Origin of the sequence: Lactococcus sp. LG1074, from assembly GCF_017309525.1 — a bacterium.
GTDB classification, from domain to species: Bacteria; Bacillota; Bacilli; order Lactobacillales; family Streptococcaceae; genus Lactococcus; species Lactococcus petauri.
Genome location: NZ_CP071293.1, coordinates 104,126 through 121,650 on the forward strand (window position 1 = coordinate 104,126; position 17,525 = coordinate 121,650).

The 17,525-nt window shown below is 36.8% G+C and carries 17 protein-coding genes; all 17 read left to right on the plus strand.

Annotation, left to right across the window (positions count from 1 at the left end; all coding sequences use genetic code 11):
* Window positions 1-39 precede the first annotated feature (39 nt).
* The 17 genes from rfbA to J0J36_RS00590 all read left to right on the plus strand — a co-directional run bounded on the left by rfbA (window position 40) and on the right by J0J36_RS00590 (window position 17,393).
* Window positions 40-909, plus strand: a complete 870-nt coding sequence (rfbA, locus tag J0J36_RS00510; protein ID WP_019292678.1) for a glucose-1-phosphate thymidylyltransferase RfbA — start codon at window positions 40-42, stop codon at window positions 907-909.
* Window positions 910-1,506, plus strand: a complete 597-nt coding sequence (locus J0J36_RS00515) for a dTDP-4-dehydrorhamnose 3,5-epimerase family protein (protein WP_019292677.1) — start codon at window positions 910-912, stop codon at window positions 1,504-1,506.
* A 1-nt stretch (window position 1,507) separates the two neighbouring features.
* Window positions 1,508-1,765 carry a hypothetical protein gene (locus J0J36_RS00520; RefSeq protein ID WP_019292676.1) on the plus strand — a complete coding sequence of 86 codons (258 nt, stop codon included), beginning with the start codon at window positions 1,508-1,510 and terminating at the stop codon, window positions 1,763-1,765.
* A 22-nt stretch (window positions 1,766-1,787) separates the two neighbouring features.
* Window positions 1,788-2,831, plus strand: a complete 1,044-nt coding sequence (gene rfbB / locus J0J36_RS00525; RefSeq protein ID WP_019293029.1) for a dTDP-glucose 4,6-dehydratase — start codon at window positions 1,788-1,790, stop codon at window positions 2,829-2,831.
* Window positions 2,832-2,846: 15 nt separating this feature from the next.
* Window positions 2,847-3,743: a dTDP-4-dehydrorhamnose reductase gene (gene rfbD, locus J0J36_RS00530; protein ID WP_019291773.1), complete on the plus strand. Its 897-nt coding sequence runs from the start codon at window positions 2,847-2,849 to the stop codon at window positions 3,741-3,743.
* Between the two features lie 110 nt (window positions 3,744-3,853).
* Entirely contained in the window at window positions 3,854-5,005 is a 1,152-nt protein-coding gene (cps2T, locus tag J0J36_RS00535) for a beta 1-4 rhamnosyltransferase Cps2T (RefSeq protein ID WP_153924341.1), read from the plus strand.
* 21 nt (window positions 5,006-5,026) lie between these two features.
* The gene (locus J0J36_RS00540) at window positions 5,027-5,968 is read left to right on the plus strand and encodes a glycosyltransferase family 2 protein (RefSeq protein WP_019291775.1); all 942 of its coding nucleotides are present in this window, start codon (window positions 5,027-5,029) and stop codon (window positions 5,966-5,968) included.
* On the plus strand, window positions 5,965-6,774 hold the full coding sequence (locus J0J36_RS00545) for an ABC transporter permease (RefSeq protein ID WP_019291776.1): 810 nt from the start codon (window positions 5,965-5,967) through the stop codon (window positions 6,772-6,774). Before J0J36_RS00540 ends, J0J36_RS00545 begins: the two co-directional genes overlap by 4 nt.
* 10 nt (window positions 6,775-6,784) lie before the next feature.
* Window positions 6,785-7,945: an ABC transporter ATP-binding protein gene (locus J0J36_RS00550; RefSeq protein WP_019291777.1), complete on the plus strand. Its 1,161-nt coding sequence runs from the start codon at window positions 6,785-6,787 to the stop codon at window positions 7,943-7,945.
* On the plus strand, window positions 7,942-8,832 hold the full coding sequence (locus tag J0J36_RS00555) for a polysaccharide pyruvyl transferase family protein (protein ID WP_153924343.1): 891 nt from the start codon (window positions 7,942-7,944) through the stop codon (window positions 8,830-8,832). The genes J0J36_RS00550 and J0J36_RS00555 overlap by 4 nt, the downstream gene beginning before the upstream one ends.
* Window positions 8,833-8,842: 10 nt before the next feature.
* Window positions 8,843-10,177, plus strand: coding sequence for a DUF2142 domain-containing protein (locus J0J36_RS00560; protein ID WP_019291779.1), 1,335 nt, complete (start codon window positions 8,843-8,845; stop codon window positions 10,175-10,177).
* A gap of 18 nt (window positions 10,178-10,195) precedes the next feature.
* Window positions 10,196-13,132: a rhamnan synthesis F family protein gene (locus J0J36_RS00565; protein ID WP_019291780.1), complete on the plus strand. Its 2,937-nt coding sequence runs from the start codon at window positions 10,196-10,198 to the stop codon at window positions 13,130-13,132.
* A gap of 120 nt (window positions 13,133-13,252) precedes the next feature.
* Window positions 13,253-14,494 carry a glycosyltransferase family 4 protein gene (locus J0J36_RS00570; RefSeq protein ID WP_153924344.1) on the plus strand — a complete coding sequence of 414 codons (1,242 nt, stop codon included), beginning with the start codon at window positions 13,253-13,255 and terminating at the stop codon, window positions 14,492-14,494.
* Window positions 14,495-14,499: 5 nt separating this feature from the next.
* Window positions 14,500-15,366, plus strand: coding sequence for a glycosyltransferase (locus tag J0J36_RS00575; RefSeq protein ID WP_019291782.1), 867 nt, complete (start codon window positions 14,500-14,502; stop codon window positions 15,364-15,366).
* 2 nt (window positions 15,367-15,368) lie between these two features.
* Complete coding sequence (locus tag J0J36_RS00580) at window positions 15,369-16,100, plus strand: glycosyltransferase family 2 protein (RefSeq protein WP_019291783.1); 732 nt, start codon at window positions 15,369-15,371, stop codon at window positions 16,098-16,100.
* The gene (locus tag J0J36_RS00585; RefSeq protein WP_019291784.1) at window positions 16,100-16,465 is read left to right on the plus strand and encodes a DUF2304 domain-containing protein; all 366 of its coding nucleotides are present in this window, start codon (window positions 16,100-16,102) and stop codon (window positions 16,463-16,465) included. The genes J0J36_RS00580 and J0J36_RS00585 overlap by 1 nt, the downstream gene beginning before the upstream one ends.
* Window positions 16,449-17,393 carry an NAD-dependent epimerase/dehydratase family protein gene (locus tag J0J36_RS00590; protein ID WP_019291785.1) on the plus strand — a complete coding sequence of 315 codons (945 nt, stop codon included), beginning with the start codon at window positions 16,449-16,451 and terminating at the stop codon, window positions 17,391-17,393. The genes J0J36_RS00585 and J0J36_RS00590 overlap by 17 nt, the downstream gene beginning before the upstream one ends.
* Window positions 17,394-17,525 lie beyond the last annotated feature (132 nt).

Below are 17,525 nucleotides of genomic sequence, written 5' to 3' on the forward strand. Positions count from 1 at the left end.
TAACTATAATAAAATAGAAGAAATAAAGTGAGGTACCTCATGAAAGGGATTATTTTAGCAGGTGGATCAGGAACGCGTTTGTATCCACTGACTCGTGCAGCAAGTAAACAATTGATGCCCGTCTATGATAAACCAATGATTTATTATCCATTATCTACACTGATGTTGGCTGGGATCAAAGATATTTTGATCATCTCAACACCAGAAGATACACCGCGTTTCCAAGAACTCTTGCAAGATGGTTCTGAATTCGGTCTAAACTTGCAGTATGCTGTTCAACCAAGTCCAGATGGTTTGGCTCAAGCTTTCATCATCGGCGAAGACTTTATTGGTGATGATTCAGTTGCTCTTATCTTGGGTGATAACATTTATCATGGCCCAGGGATGTCTAAGTTACTTCAAACTGCTGCAGCCAAAGAAAAAGGCGCAACTGTGTTCGGTTACCAAGTGCCAGACCCAGAGCGTTTTGGTGTTGTTGAGTTTGACGAAGATATGAACGCTGTTTCAATTGAAGAAAAACCTGAGGTACCAAAATCTGACTACGCAGTAACAGGGCTTTATTTCTACGATAATGATGTTGTAGAGATTGCTAAAAACATCAAACCTTCACCACGTGGAGAGTTGGAAATCACAGATGTGAATAAGGCCTATCTTGAACGTGGTGATCTCTCTGTCGAACTTATGGGGCGTGGCTTTGCATGGCTCGATACAGGAACACATGAAAGCTTGCTCGAGGCAGCGCAATATATTGAAACAGTTCAACGTATGCAAAACGTTATGGTTGCTAACCTTGAAGAAATTGCATGGCGTATGGGCTATATTTCTGAAGAAGCCGTACGTGAACTTGCACAACCGCTTAAGAAAAACGCATACGGTAAATATTTACTTAAATTGGTAGGTGATAAATAAATGACGGATAACTTTTTTGGAAAAGAACTTGCAGCTCGCAAAATTGAAGCTATTCCAGGTATGTTAGAATTTGATATTCCGGTTCATGGTGATAATCGCGGCTGGTTTAAAGAAAACTTTCAAAAAGAAAAGATGCTTCCACTCGGTTTCCCAGAAAAATTCTTCGCAGAAGGAAAATTACAAAATAACGTTTCTTTCTCACGTAAAAATGTTTTGCGCGGTTTACACGCTGAACCATGGGACAAATATATTTCTGTAGCAGATGGTGGACGTGTTTTGGGCTCATGGGTAGATCTTCGTGAAGGCGAGAGCTTTGGTCATGTTTACCAAACAGTGATTGATGCCAGCAAGGGTATTTTTGTACCACGTGGCGTTGCCAATGGTTTCCAAGTTTTAAGTGATACTGTTTCTTACTCTTACTTAGTAAATGACTATTGGGCTTTGGAACTTAAACCAAAATACGCTTTCGTCAATTATGCAGATCCAACTTTAGGTATTGAGTGGGAAGATCTTGCACATGCTGAAGTGAGTGAAGCAGACAAAAATCACCCACTGCTTGCAGATGTAAAACCCCTAACCGCAGATTTACTCGGCTAAAATGAAGGCCAAACATCTACAAAGTAAAAGAATACTAGAGTTTTGGCAAGTGAATAAGGAAAATGAACAACCTGTGTGGGTAAAGAAGGTCTTTGCTTCAGGTGGATTTTCTTGGTTAAATGATAAAACATTACGTATTGTTAATACTGGTGGTTTGATCAAGATTAACGCTGCTCAAGATGAATTTCTGGTGTTTAATGGCAAATATTTAAAAATTGTGTCAGCGCAGAAATTCAAACAAGACTGTCGCTTGCAATAAAAAATATACTAGAGGAAAAACAATGACTGAATTTAAAAATATCGTAGTCACTGGTGGTGCTGGATTCATCGGTTCAAATTTCGTACACTACGTTTATAATAATCATCCAGATGTACATATTACCGTTTTAGATAAATTAACGTATGCGGGAAATCGTGCCAATATTGACATGATTCTTGGAGATCGTGTAGAGCTTGTCGTTGGTGATATTGCAGATCCAGAGATTGTGGATCAGGTTGCTTCCAAGGCAGATGCGATTGTGCACTATGCGGCAGAAAGCCACAACGACAACTCACTTAAATCACAAGATGAGTTTATCCAAACGAACTTTATTGGGACATATACGTTGATTCAAGCGGCACGAAAATATGATTTACGCTTCCATCATGTATCGACAGATGAAGTTTATGGTGATTTGCCTTACCGCGAAGATTTACCAGGACATGGCGAAGGCGAAGGTGAGAAATTCACTGATAAAACACCTTACAATCCATCAAGTCCTTACTCTTCGACTAAAGCAGCATCGGACTTAATTGTCCGTGCTTGGGTACGTTCATTTGGCTTGAAAGCGACAATTTCAAACTGTTCAAATAACTATGGACCTTACCAACACATCGAAAAATTTATCCCACGTCAAATTACAAACATTTTATCAGGGATTAAACCAAAACTTTATGGCGATGGTAAAAATGTGCGTGACTGGATCCATACAGAAGACCATTCTTCTGGCGTTTGGACAATTTTGACCAAAGGCCGTATGGGTGAAACTTATCTTATCGGAGCCGATGGCGAAAAAAATAATAAAGAAGTTTTAGAAGAAATCTTAACGGAGATGGGACAAGCACCTGACGCTTATGATCGTGTAACTGATCGTGCTGGCCATGATTTGCGCTATGCTATCGACAATACAAAACTTCGTACAGAACTTGGCTGGGAGCCTAAACACACAGACTTTGAGTCAGGCTTGAAGGCAACAATTGATTGGTATACTGAAAATCAAGACTGGTGGAAGGCAGAAAAAGCTGCTGTTGAAGCAAAATATGCTGAAAGCCAAAAAGTTCTCTAAGATAAAGGAATAAATATGATTTTAATTACTGGTGGAAATGGCCAACTTGGTACTGAGTTACGCCATCTTCTTGATGAACGGGATGTAAAATACTTTGCAGCAGATGTTAATGAACTTGATATTACGGACAAAACTGCTGTTGATGCTTTCTTTGACAAAAATAAACCAGAATTGGTTTATCACTGCGCTGCCTACACTGCTGTAGATAAAGCAGAAGATGAAGGTAAAGCTCTTAACGAAAAAATTAATGTTGATGGCACACGTCATGTAGCTGAGGCAGCTGCTCGTGTTGGAGCAACACTTGTTTATATTTCAACGGACTATGTTTTCAATGGTGATTTACCTGTTGGTCAAGAATGGGAAGTTGATGCGCCAAAAGGCCCTGTTTCAGAATATGGACGTACAAAATTACTCGGGGAGCAAGCAGTTGAAGCATCTGGTGTGAAATTTTATACGATTCGTACAGCATGGGTATTTGGTAGCTACGGACCAAATTTTGTTTTTACAATGCAAAATCTCGCCACTCGTTTTCCAGAAATCACCGTTGTTAATGATCAACACGGTCGTCCTACTTGGACCCGTACATTAGCAGAGTTTATGGTCTACTTGGTTGATCAACAAGCAGAAGCAGGTTATTATCACCTGACAAACGATGCTGCACCTGGAGAAGATGTAACATGGTTTGATTTTGCTAAAGAAATTTTGAAAGATACAGATACAGTTGTAAAACCTGTAGATTCAAGTAATTTCCCATCTGCCGCGAAACGACCATTTAATTCAACGATGAGTCTTGCTAAAGCGAAAGCTACAGGATTTAATATTCCAACATGGCAAGAAGCTCTTGCACAATTGTTGACTATTGGTGACTTAAGAGAAAATAAAGACAAAGTCAAAGGCGAAACAGCAAAATAAATATGGCATCGACAAGTTTTGGAGATGATAAAAAACAGCGAAATTCTGTCTTTAAGGCAGAATTCTCGCTTTGAGAGGTTAAAAGTTTGCGCTTGCAAACGTAGAAAAACATGAAAAAACACATTTTTATTATTGGTAGTCGTGGATTGCCAGCAAAGTATGGAGGGTTTGAGACTTTTGTAGAAGAGTTGGTTAAACACCAAAGTAATCAAAATATTAAATATCATGTGGCTTGTCAAAGCGAGAATTCAGATATAGAAGTTGTGGATGGTCATTTTGATTATCGAGGGGCTGATTGCTTTGTTATTAATGTGCCAAACATTGGACCAGCGCGTGTAATTGCATATGATGCTCTGGCAATTAATGCAGCCCTTAAGCAAATTAAAGAGGAACAAATTATTGAACCAGTCTTCTATATATTAGGAAATACAATAGGTGGCATTATTGGTCACTATGCTCATAAAATTCACAAGGTCGGCGGAAAGCTGCTTGTCAATCCAGATGGGCTTGAGTGGAAACGTACCAAGTGGCCGAAACCTGTGCGCCGCTATCTTAAGCATGCGGAGAAAAAAATGGTCCGTAGTGCGGATATGATTATTAGTGACAATCAAGGTATTCTTGATTATTTACGTGCAGAATATGGTCAGGTCAAGAGTGAAGTGATTGCTTACGGTACAGAGAAGTTCAATTCAAATTTGACAGAATCAGAAACTCTGGTAAAATATAAAACTAGTGATTATTATTTGATTGTAGGGCGATTTGTGCCTGAAAACAATTATGAATTACTCATTCGTCACTTTATGAAAAGTAAAACGAAGAGGGATTTAGTGATTATTACAAATCACGAAGGAAATCCTTATTATGAAGAACTCCGAGCTCAGACAAATTTTGACAGGGATCCTCGGATCAAATTTGTGGGCACAGTTTATGATCAAAATGAATTGCGTTTTATCCGCGAGCAGGCTTTTGCTTACCTGCATGGTCATGAGGTGGGCGGAACCAACCCAGGTCTTCTTGAAGCCATGTGGTCGACTCCAGTCAATGTCGTCCTTGGTGTGAATTTTAATCGGATGACTGCGGGAGATTCTGTCATTTATTTCGATAAGGAAAACCTTTCAAACGTGCTTTCAGAAGTTGAAAAAATAACAACTGATGCACGTCAAAATTTACAAAACAAAGCAAGACTAATTATTGAAGAAAAATACACATGGGAACACATTTGTGCCCAGTATGAAACCTTATTTACAAAAATAAGCGACTGAAACCGAAAGAGGCCTCTCAACATGCCCAAAGTTAATATTTTAATGTCGACTTACAACGGTGAAAAGTTTGTTGCTGAGCAAATTGAAAGCATTCAGAAACAAACATTTCAAGATTGGAACTTGATTATTCGAGATGATGGGTCCAAGGACGAAACCGTTAAAATAATCGAGCATTTTGCCAGTAAAGATCATCGAATTAAAGTAATCAAAGCCAAAAACGTTGGTGTAATTCAATCTTTTTATCAATTGGTAAAAGCTGATATTGCTGATTTTTATTTTTTTGCTGATCAGGATGATTACTGGCTACCAGAAAAATTGGAAATTATTCTGGTAGAAGCAGAAAAGCATGATAGTAATATCCCCACCATGTACTACACGGACCTTAAGATTGTTGATAAACAACTCAATATCTTATCGGAAAGTATGATTCGCAGTCAGTCCGATCATGCCAATACGGAACTGGTTCAAGAACTCACAGAAAACACTGTTACTGGTGGTGCGAGCATGATTAATCATGCTTTAGCACAAGAGTGGCAAACCACTGAGGATATTATCATGCATGACTGGTATTTAGCACTTCTAGCTACCGCAATAGGGAAATTGGTTTACATAGATCAACCAACGCACCTCTATCGCCAGCACGATGCGAATGTTCTGGGGGCAAGAACGTGGACGAAGCGGATGAAAAAATGGTTACGCCCCCATCTTTGGTTTGAAAAGTATTGGTGGCTTATCGAATCTAGTCAAAAGCAAGCACAAAAACTGCTGACAGAGAAACTGGATAAGTTATCATTGTCGAACAAGGTGCTTATCCAAGACTATGTTGATTTGCTCAACATGCCAAAGGAAAAGCGCCGCCAAACACTCAATCAGTACAAGTTACGAAAGAATAAAAGTTTTCATACTAAAATCTTCCGTACTCTGATTCTTACAAAATTTGCATATAAAGGAAAAAATAAATGAATTTCTTCAGCCGTAGAAATCAAATTCTACTTAAAGAACTGATTAAAACAGACTTCAAACTTAGATATCAAGGGAGTGCTATTGGTTATTTATGGTCAATCCTCAAGCCCGTAATGCTCTTCTTGATTATGTATCTCGTATTTGTACGTTTCATGCGTTTTGGTGAAGGAACACCTCACTTTGCTGTAGCACTGCTCTTAGGGATAACCATCTGGAATTTCTTCGGCGAGACAACAGGAATGGGAATGCTCTCGGTCGTAAGTCGAGGGGATATGCTTCGAAAAGTGAACTTTTCAAAATCAGTTATCGTTTTTTCAGTTGCTGTCAACGCTTTTATTAATTTGATGATTTCACTTGCAGTGGTGACTGTCTTTGCCTTCATCAATGGCGTTCAGATGTCATGGACAGTTATTTTTGTCGTTCCACTCTTATTAGAGCTTATTCTTTTTACTACAGGGATTTCCTTTATGCTCGCGACATTTTTTGTCTATTTTAGAGATTTGGGGCCTATTTGGGAAGTTGTCATGCAAGCTGGGTTTTATGGTACGCCGATTATTTATCCAATTACTCAGATTTCAACCAATCATCTTACCGTAGCAAAATTTCAAATGTTGAACCCAATGGCACAAATTATTCAAGATATGCGTTACGTGTTAACCTTTAGTAATAATACGAATCCGACCTTATGGCAACTTTGGGATAATTCATTCGTAATTGCTATCCCTTATGTTCTTTCCGTCCTTGTTTTTGGTTTAGGATTGTGGGTATTCAATAAAAATTCGAATAAATTTGCGGAAATTGTTTAAGGAGGAAAGAATGTCAGAAGTAGCAGTAAAAATAGATCATGTAAGTAAATACTTCCGCCTCCCAACTGAAGCAAGTACGAGTCTACGTACAACTTTGGTCAATCGCATGCGAGGCATTAAAGGATATAAGGAACAACATGTTCTCAAAGATATTGACTTTACCGTTGAAAAAGGTGACTTTTTTGGAATTGTTGGTCGTAACGGTTCAGGAAAATCAACACTTTTAAAGATTATCTCTCAAATATATACACCAGAAAAAGGAACAGTTACCGTTAATGGAAAACTGGTCAGTTTTATTGAGCTTGGCGTCGGCTTTAACCCAGAACTTACAGGTAAAGAAAATGTTTATCTTAATGGCGCAATGCTTGGCTTTTCTACCGAAGAGATCGATCAGATGTATGATGATATCGTGGAATTTTCTGAACTCCATGAATTTATGAATCAAAAGTTAAAGAACTACTCAAGTGGAATGCAAGTGAGATTGGCCTTTTCAGTCGCAATCAAGGCTAAAGGTGATGTACTTGTTCTTGACGAAGTACTTGCTGTGGGAGATGAAGCCTTTCAACGTAAATGTAACGATTATTTCTTAGAACGCAAAGCTTCAGGTAAAACAACGATTTTAGTTACTCACGATATGAATGCCGTGCAAAAATATTGTAATAAAGCTGTTTATATTAAAGAGGGCATTGTTGAAAAAGGTAATATTCAGGATATCACCAATAAATATTCTGAAGATAATCTTGCAAGAAATAACACTTCCGTTGGAGAAGAAGAAACTGTTGCCGCAAAGATTGCAATTGAACCAGTATCTCCTCTTTCGCTTTCAAAACCAGAAGATAAGTTTGTTGGAAAATTAAATGTACAACTTTTTGATGAAACATTGGATAAATCAGATTTATTTATTTCTTACAGCCTTCACGATGTAAAACGTGGTGGAATAATCTACGATAGTGGTTCAATGCCAATACACACAGTAGACACTATTGAAATCCCGATGGAGAATTTTCACAATACCGAATTCGGCTTAGTTGCAACAATCCGGATGAAACGGCGTGTAGCAGAGGATGGGTTCATTGAAACTGAGCTTCTGACTGCCTCGCCGTTACTTAGCTTTGTTTATCGTGATTCTTCAGACAAACGCACTTATGGACTTTTAAAAGAAATCAAATGATCCCAAAAAAGAAAATCAAACTGTATTCATGGAAAGCACCTGGAGGCAGGCCTAACTTTGGGGATGAACTTGGCCCGGAAATTATCCAAAACCTATTCTCTTACCTTGAAGTGGTTTATGAACCAGATATCAGAAAAGCAGATCTGCTCTCTGTTGGGAGCCTTTTACATATTTTACTTGATTTAGAGTATAATCGCCCAACGAAAAAGGTACATATTTGGGGCACTGGTACAATCTATCCACTTCAGGCAGAAGTGGGGTCAATCAAGGAAACATATCCTTTGCACAACTTTTCAGAGCTTAATTTTTCGAAACTAAAATTTCATGCAGTACGTGGAAAGCTTACGCAAGAAGATTTGAAGCTCCCACCCCTTCCACTAGGTGATCCAGGACTTCTTGTTAATAAAGTTTACCAAGAAAGCCCCAATAAAGAAGATAAAATAGGAATCATTCCTCATTTTGAGGAAGCAGACTACCCTTTTATTCAAAAATTGGCTGCAGATCCAAGATTTAAAATTATTGATGTATTGCGTGCACCGCAAGCAGTAATCACTGACATCACCTCTTGTAAACTTGTTTTTTCTTCCTCACTTCATGGATTAATCGTTGCTGACAGTTTCAAGATTCCTAATCTACATATGAATCTCTCAGACCGTCTGGTTGGGGGAGATTTCAAATTTGAAGATTATTATTCAGCAATAGGAAAAGAGCATAAGTTGGCAGACTTGGACTTGATGTTGAATCAAGATTACCAAGAACAACAAATTGCAGCATACTTCCCTATTCAAGGCCTTGAAGAAAAACAGCAAGCCTTATTAAAAGCCTTCCCCTATAGAAGAACAAACTATATTTATTCATTATTAGCTAAACTAAAAATCATTTCATAAGGAGAAAAAAATGAACACGACGGACAATAGAAAATTAAAACTCCCTGCAGAGAAATTCTTTATCATCGTTGTGCTCATTTTTGGTGCATTCTCAACATTTCTCACACCTCCGATGACGACTGGTGATGAAGGCTATCATCTTAGTTATGCTTATAATCAATTCTCGGCTAATCATCCAAAGGTTATGGCAACGCCGAACCTTCGAATTATAGAGAATGAGGCGATTGGTGGTTCTACAGGTAGTACAGCAAATATCAGTATTAAGGATACTATTTTCAAAAAAGTGGATTTAGAGAATGATGGTATTCGCTTCAATTTCACGAATAATGGAAATAGTTTTGTCCCCATTAATTTTATGCATCTCCCAGCGTCCATAGGTGTGTTAATCGCCCGTCTTATCTATCCAAGCATTGGTGTGATGGACTATGGTGGTAGACTTGCTAATCTCCTGTTTTTCGCTCTTTGCTTTTACTTTATTATCAAGAAAAGTAATCAGGGTAAGTGGTTGCTCGTGATGCTCTTTACTGTTCCTTACCTTATGAAGATTGCAAGTCCAAGTTACGATATCTTTAGTTTTATTGTCTTTGCAATGTTTACGCTCAACTTTTTAGAGTTAACACAAATCAAGAATTTTAAAGAGTTGAGTAAAAAGCAAAAAATTTATAGTTTAGCGACTATCTTGTTGCTCTTTTTAGCGAAGAAAAATTATGTTTTCTCTCTCTTTGCCCTTATTGGACTACCAATGGTCTATAAACCTGTTGTTACCACGATTAAGAAAATGAAGAAACACACAATAATTGTGTTATCTACATTAATTGTTGCCTTGGTTATCGCAGGACTTGTTCTTTTCAACGAAAAACTTGGCTTAATTCATTTTGGAAAAGTATTTTTTAATAACTATTTAAATTTTGCAACTATGGGCCCTAACGCACGAAGAATGTGGATGATTACTCCAATGAATCTTCCAGACTTTTTCAATATCATATGGATTTTATTATTCTGCTGGGTTGCTATGGGGGAGTTCAGACGTGTGTATCCTAAATGGACAGTATGGAGCTCAGGAATGACTTATTTTATTAACTGGATTGGTATTTTCGCAGGCTTCTATATTGGTCAGAGAGCGCTCTCGACCTTCGATGAACTCTCTGGTCGCTATCTCCAGCCCCTGATTATTTTCTTCCTTCCAGCATTACAAAACTTGGGCGCAAAGTATAATATCCAACTTTCAGAACGAACAGTCGCAAATATTGCAAAAGTCTCTACAATTACGATAATGGTTCTTTATTTATTTATCGTTTTCTATCGAGGATTTATTCTAAGAGTAAAACCGACAGGAGTTGTTTAAAAAGGAGTAAAAACCCCCATGAATGATAAGGTTTCTGTTGTAGTCACTTGCTACAATCATGAAAAATATATTGCAAAATGTATCAAAAGTATCTTTGAACAAACGTATCAAAATATTGAGCTTATTGTCTTTAACGATGGTTCTACAGATCGTTCGGGAGAGATTATCTCTTCGTTACTTCTAGAATCTCCTTTTAAAGAAACAAAATACTTTTCAGGCGCGAATCAAGGTGTAGTAAAAGTTAGAAATGCGGCCCTAGAACAAATAACAGGTGAGTACTTGTTGTTTGTGGATAGTGATAATTTTTTGAGCAAGGATTATGTTGAGATCCTGCTCAAAGAAGCCAAAAAACATGGCGATGCTGATATTGCTTACTGCCAGCTTTGGGATTTTGAAAAGAAGCGTAATATTTTACACGACAATCTCGACTTTATTTTAGAAGATGAGCTGGTACAAAATGTTATCGATATGTCTTCTTTGGTTAAAACAACAGCTATAAAAAGCGCAAAATTTGATGAAAATTTAAAAAGCTTAGAAGATTATGATTTTTGGCTTAATTTAATTCTTAAGAACGGAGCGAAAGCTTTTTTTGTAAGAGAAACGAAGTTAAACTACAGAGTTTTAGATGCTTCTCGAAGTCAAAGAGATGATCTCAATCGCTATTTCGAAGATTATCTTTATATTTTGAAGAAGTATAAGCCACTACTAGGAGACAAGTATGAACAGGCGATTAAGCAAAGTCTCATCTCAACTTCTCATAATTTTAGAGAGATGAATAGATTGGCAGAAGAGCGTCTTCTTTTAATACGTGATTTAGAGAAAGTATTGCATTATAATGAGCAACAACTTCAAGTTAAAGAGGAACAACTCCAAAATCTTATCCAGTCAAGAAGCTATAAATTAGGGAATCTTATTATACACAATACGAAGCGTACGCTCTTTGTCTTAAAAAGACCTAAGCTATTATTAAAAGCTCCTCGAAAAATTTACCGCAAATTATCTTTAAATTTTCATCCGCTTCTCGAAATGAGGAAAGCTCTGCTTCGTCCTTTACGCAATAAAGCGCGTGCGAAAAACAACTACCACAATCCGAAACGTGCACTTGTTTACGTAGTGTATGCAGATGGTAAAAAACTTCAAGAATACAAAATCATCTTCTTGGAAGCACTTGCTAAACTGTCCCACGAGATTATTATTGTGGTCAATGGTTCTCTCATTCCAGAAGATAAGACGATTTTGGAAACTTATGGTCGCGTAGACATTCGTCCCAACAAAGGCTACGACACAGCAGCGTTTAGACATGGTATTCTTGCTTTCGCAAATGAATCACTTTCACATTTTGATGAGCTGTTACTCGTCAATGATACCAATGTGGGTCCTTTTATTGATTTAGAAAAAATCTTTGAAAAAATGGCTTCACAAAAACTGGATTTTTGGGGAATGTCATATGGTGAACCTCAACCAGATATTACCGGTTATAATAAATATAAAACCATTCCGATTCATCTTCAGTCTTATTTCCTCGTCATTGAGAAAAGTATGTTCACTTACTCTGGCTTTATAAAGTACTGGGAAAATATGAATGACACGGATTCTAGAGATAAAGCTATTGGTAAACATGAAACAGTATTCACAAAGCATTTTGAATATTTAGGGTTTAAACACGGTGCAGTGAGCAACAATAATAGTGACAGTGCAATGTATATTCATCCATTGACGATGTTAAAAGATTTTGATGTTCCTCTTGTAAAATATACAGCATTTTCAAATTATAGTGATGATAAGTTTTTATGGCAAGGCATTTCCAGAAAAACACAAGTTCCAGAATTGATTGAATACATTAAAACCAATACAACTTACCCTGCCCATGTTATTGATAAGATGATGGAGGATATCAAAACTAGTGCGCCTAAGGAGCATATTTTAATTATTGATGGTGTGGAAAATGCTATCCCGCAATGTACACGCTATCGGGTTGAAAATAAAGCGGCACAGTTAAGGGAGCTTGGCTATGATGTGTTGACAGTCAATGCTTCGGCTTTTAAAATGAGTGATGCAGAGAATGCGAGCCATATTGTCATCTATCGTACCGGTTACTCGGAAGTACTCGAACAACTCTGTCATCTTGCAAAAAAACACAATAAGCCAGTCTATTATGACATTGATGATCTTGTTATTGATACCAAATATACTGATTTATTGGCTTATACGCAAGGACTTTCAGAGGTCGATAAGTATAATTATGACAGTAGTGTAAAATCTTATGGGAAAATGATGGCCTTATGCGACATTGTCGTTACAACCACACAAACCTTAAAAGAAGAGCTTGAAAATTATAGTTCTGAGGTGATAATTAACAGAAATCTTGCTAGTGAAGAATTGGTAAGATTAAGTCAAGAAACGCTCAAGGATTATACACAAGTTTCTTCGAAAATTAAGATAGGATATTTTTCTGGCTCAATCACACACAATGAAAATTTTGAGATGATTAAACCTGCAATCATGCAAATTCTAGAAAAATACCCACATGTAGAACTGCATTTGGTCGGCTATATTGACCTTCCACAGGACTTGAAAAAATACACAGAGCAAATCATAATGAATGACTATGTGGATTGGAAAGAGCTCCCTAGATTAATTAGCCAAATGGATATCAACTTAGCACCTTTGGTTGATAGTGTTTTCAATCGTGCAAAATCAGAGATTAAATGGCTCGAAGCAGCGCTTGTGAAAGTACCTACTGTAGCTAGTTATTTGGGATCATTTGAAGAAATGGTAAAAAATGATGAAACAGGAATCTTGGCCCAACCCGACGAATGGTATGAAAAACTGGAAACACTTATTGAAAATCCAAGCAAACGACAAATGATTGCAGAAAATGCCTATCATTTTGTTTTGGAGAATTGTACAATTAAAGAGCACACGGATGAATTTACAAAGAGCATAAGTATCTAAAAAATTTGTAGATATGACTTTAGGGAAGAATCATACTTTTCTAATTTGTCTTTTTTGACAGTGTGTCTTTGCTTATTGGCGAACAACAAGTATCACACTTTAAAGGATAAGGAAACAATAATGAAAAAATTTTTATTTGTCTCTCCGACAGGGACTCTTGACAATGGAGCTGAAATTTCAATTTTTTATCTGATGATGATGCTTGTACAACGCGGGAACACAGTGATTAATGTTGTGCCAGATTATCCAGGAGTAGATAAGACAGCCTATAAACATAAATTTGATAGCTCGGGTATCGAGACATATTTTCTTCCCGCAGGAAAATGGTGGTGGGAGGATGCTCCAGGTGGCCTTCCGGAAGATGAGAAGGTTCGTGCTTTCTATTATCGGGAAAATATCGCCCAAATTAGAAAACTCATTCAAGAAAATAATATTGATCTCGTGGTTACCAATACAGTCAATATGTTTCAAGGGGCTGTTGCCGCAGCCTGTGAATCAATACCACATTTCTGGTTAATTCACGAATTTCCCGAAAATGAATTTGCCTATTACAGAGATAAGATAGATTTTATTGAAGAGTATTCAGATGAAATTTATAGTGTAACTGGTCTTCTGAACCAGAATCTGAATACTCTATTTCAGAACAAAGAAATCAAAAATTTTATTCCTTACAGCGAAGTGGATATCTCACCTTTGAAAAAAGGAGAAAAAATCCGTTTTGTCTCTGTCGGTCGCTTGACAGAGCGCAAAAACCAAATGGAGCTTTTACAAGCTTATCATAAGTCTGGAAAGACAGATGTGGAGCTTCTTTTGGTTGGCGCTCAAGATGAGGATTATAAAACTAAGTGCTTGAGTTACATCAAGAAGCATAACCTGAAGAATGTGAAGTTAACTGGCCACCTTGAACAGCCTTGGGAAGTACTCACAGACAAAGATATCTTTGTGAGCTCCTCAGCTCTAGAAACCTTTGGTTTGGTCTATATCGAGGCTTTACTCAAAGGCTTGCCCGTAATAATCTCGGATAATCCAGGCTATGAATCTGCATATAACATCTTCCAAGAAGGTGAAAAATATCATCTCGGAAATATTGAAGAATTATCTGAAATATTATCAAGAAGTTTAACGGATTTTGAGGCAAAAAAGGAACACAGTATCAATAAAATTCCGGAAGTTCGGGAAAAATATTCTTTAGAATTTGTTTACAAAGAGTTTATTGAAAGTGGAGAGATGGTACAAGGTAATAGCAAAAAAACTCTACGACATATAGAAAATTTGGTCACTTTGAATACGGAACGTTCAAATCCACCGAGCTCGAAAATAAAAAGAATCGTTAAAAAGGTTCTTTTGAAAATTAAGAAATGATAACGATGAATATAACTATTTCTTTAGTAGCTTATGCACAAAAATTCACAGAAACTGAATCTTTCGAGTCACTCCTTAGGATGAGTGACATTATCAAAAACAAGCTTAATATCATTGTTTTTGATAATGGAAGTACGGACTATTCCGATGTCGCTCTACCTTCTGGTTTTCATTCACTCACCTATATCTATAATAAGGACAATGTGGAGCGTGGGACACGCATAGCATACGAGACTTCTCTCACTCACTCTAATGATGAATGGCTGATGCTACTCGATGATGATACCTCCCTTACAGAAGACTATCTGAGTCTTTTGCTTGCTGAATTAGGAAGTAAGATCAGAGACACAGAGATTGTTGCCTACTGTGCAAAAATATACGATGGTGTAACACAGATTTCCCCAACGGCAAGTGAAACGTTGGATATGCTCTTATTTCCAAAGGAAGCAGGAGTCTACAAACAAGATATATCAGGCATTTCTAGTACTTTAACGCTGAGAAAAGCTTTTATCGAAGATATAGGGGGCTTTTCTAAAGAGTTTCCCCTCGATTATTTAGATCACTGGCTGTTTTCTCAGATTATCTTTAACCAAAAAAAGGTGGAAGTCTTAAACTGTCAATTAAATCATCAACTCTCAGTGCAAGACTTGTCGAGTTTGTCAGAGGAGAGATTTTATAGCATTTTTAGCAGTGAATACAGGTTCTATAAAGCCTATAAGCCGGAGTTGTTCTGTCAACTTAATAAAAAATATGTTAAAATGGTTCTAAAAGGTTTTTTGAAAAGAGATTCTGGAATCAGATGGAAGAGCTTGATTAAAGTGATGTTAAAAGTAAAAACCAACAAACCCGAGGGTAAGAGAGGACTTGAATAAAGTTGATTAATGAAGCAAAAATTCTTCTAATCATTCCTGCGTATAACGAGGGAGAAGGCATTGCAGAGAACATACGAAAAGTAGAGCAGTATAGAGCAAGCTCTCCTTATAATTTAGATTATGTGGTCATTAATGATGGCTCTACAGATAATGAAGAAGAGGTTTTAAGAGAGAACAATATTAATCATGTTGAGCTTATTCAAAATCTAGGTATTGGTGGTGCTGTGCAAACAGGCTATATGTATGCAGATGAAAATGGTTATGACATTGCAGTGCAGTTTGATGGAGATGGGCAACATGATATTGAATCGCTTCCTCAACTTGTCGATCCAATTATAAATAACGAAGCAGATTTTACTGTTGGTTCTAGGTTCCTTGATGATAGTAATTCAGAATTCAAATCTTCAAGAACACGGCAAATTGGGATTAAAGTTCTTTCAGCTTTGATTCGTTTGACTTCAAATATTCGTATAATGGATGTTACTAGTGGCTACCGTGCAGGTAATCGTAAAGTTATCGAACAATTTGTGAAGAGATATCCACGTCAATATCCCGAGCCAGAAAGTTATATGCATCTTTTTGCGAAAAATATTCGGGTGAAAGAAGTTGGCGTGAGAATGTTTGAACGTACCACAGGAACATCCAGTATAAATCTTTTAAAAGGTGTGAACTATATGATTAGCGTTTCGCTCGCTGTCCTTGTATCATCGATGATTGGGAAGGAGAAAAATTAATGCCCATTCAATTACGCGTCTTAGCAATTATTTTCTCAATTATCTTTTTTATTTATGTTATTCAACTTATAAAAAAAGATAAAGCTGAGATACGCCATATGCTCAAATGGTTCATACTTGCAATAATTATTTTATTTGGTGCGCTTTTCCCTGAATTAGGAAGTAGCATTGCCCATTTTATGGGGATACAGACTTTAACATCTTTGGCTTTATTTATATTAGTGAGTTTGTTGCTTTTTATATCTTTGAAGTATCAAATGTCACTTATCTCCGCGGAAAAGCAGATTAAAAATTTAGTTCAAGAAACGTCGTTACTGAAGAAGAAAGTGGAAGAAGTAGAAAATAAGAATGATTCAAAACAATAATATCTTAATAACGGGAGGAGCAGGTTTTATTGGTTCCTCTCTAGCAAATAAGCTTATTCCCAATAACAAAGTTATGGTCATTGATGATCTCTCGATGGGAAGTTTCTCTAACCTAGATAATTCGATTAATTTAACAAAAATCGAGGGATCTGTAACGGATAAATCTTTGCTTGAAAACATTCTTGGGGAAAATGATTTTGATTATATTTTCCATTTAGCAGCAGTAGCATCTGTAGCAGATTCTGTCGCTCGTCCCTATGAAACTCATCAAGTTAACTTTGATAGTACGATGACGATTTTAGAAATACTTCGAAGAAATAAAAAGTCATTGAAACGTCTAATTTTTTCTTCAAGTGCTGCGGTCTATGGGGATGAACCAACTCTACCTAAACAAGAAGAAAGTGTGATTCGCCCTTTAACACCTTATGCAGTGGATAAGTTTGCTTCAGAGAAAATGGCGATGGTTTATAATAATTTATATAAAATTCCAGTCAGTGCGACACGATTTTTTAATGTTTATGGCCCAAACCAAAATCCTAGTTCCCCTTATTCGGGCTTTATTTCGATTTTAGTTGATCGTTTAAAAAGAAGAGCTCCCTTGACAATTTTTGGTGACGGTGAGCAGGCGCGCGACTTTGTTTATATTGATGATGTTCTTCAAGCGCTGATTCTGATTGCGACATCAGATAAGTCTTTAGGGGAAGTTTATAATGTTGGAACTGGGACAAAAACTACTCTGAATGATTTAATTCTCTTGGCTCAAAGAAATTTAAACAAAAAATTAGATGTGGAGTATGTAGAGCCCAGAGAAGGTGATATCAAGCTTTCGATTAGTAGTATTCAAAAGTTAAAAAAAATAGGATACAGTCCAAAATATAATCTCGAAAGTGGCATGAAGAAGTACTTAGATTATGAATTTCATAATTAAAAAGTGATTTTAAATCGGAGACACCCTAGTAGTTTAAAATCTTTTTGTTTCTTTTTTGCTCAAATTCTTAATAGATATTAATAATATCTATTATCTTTTTGGAACTATAATTATTTAATAAATCAAGAAAAA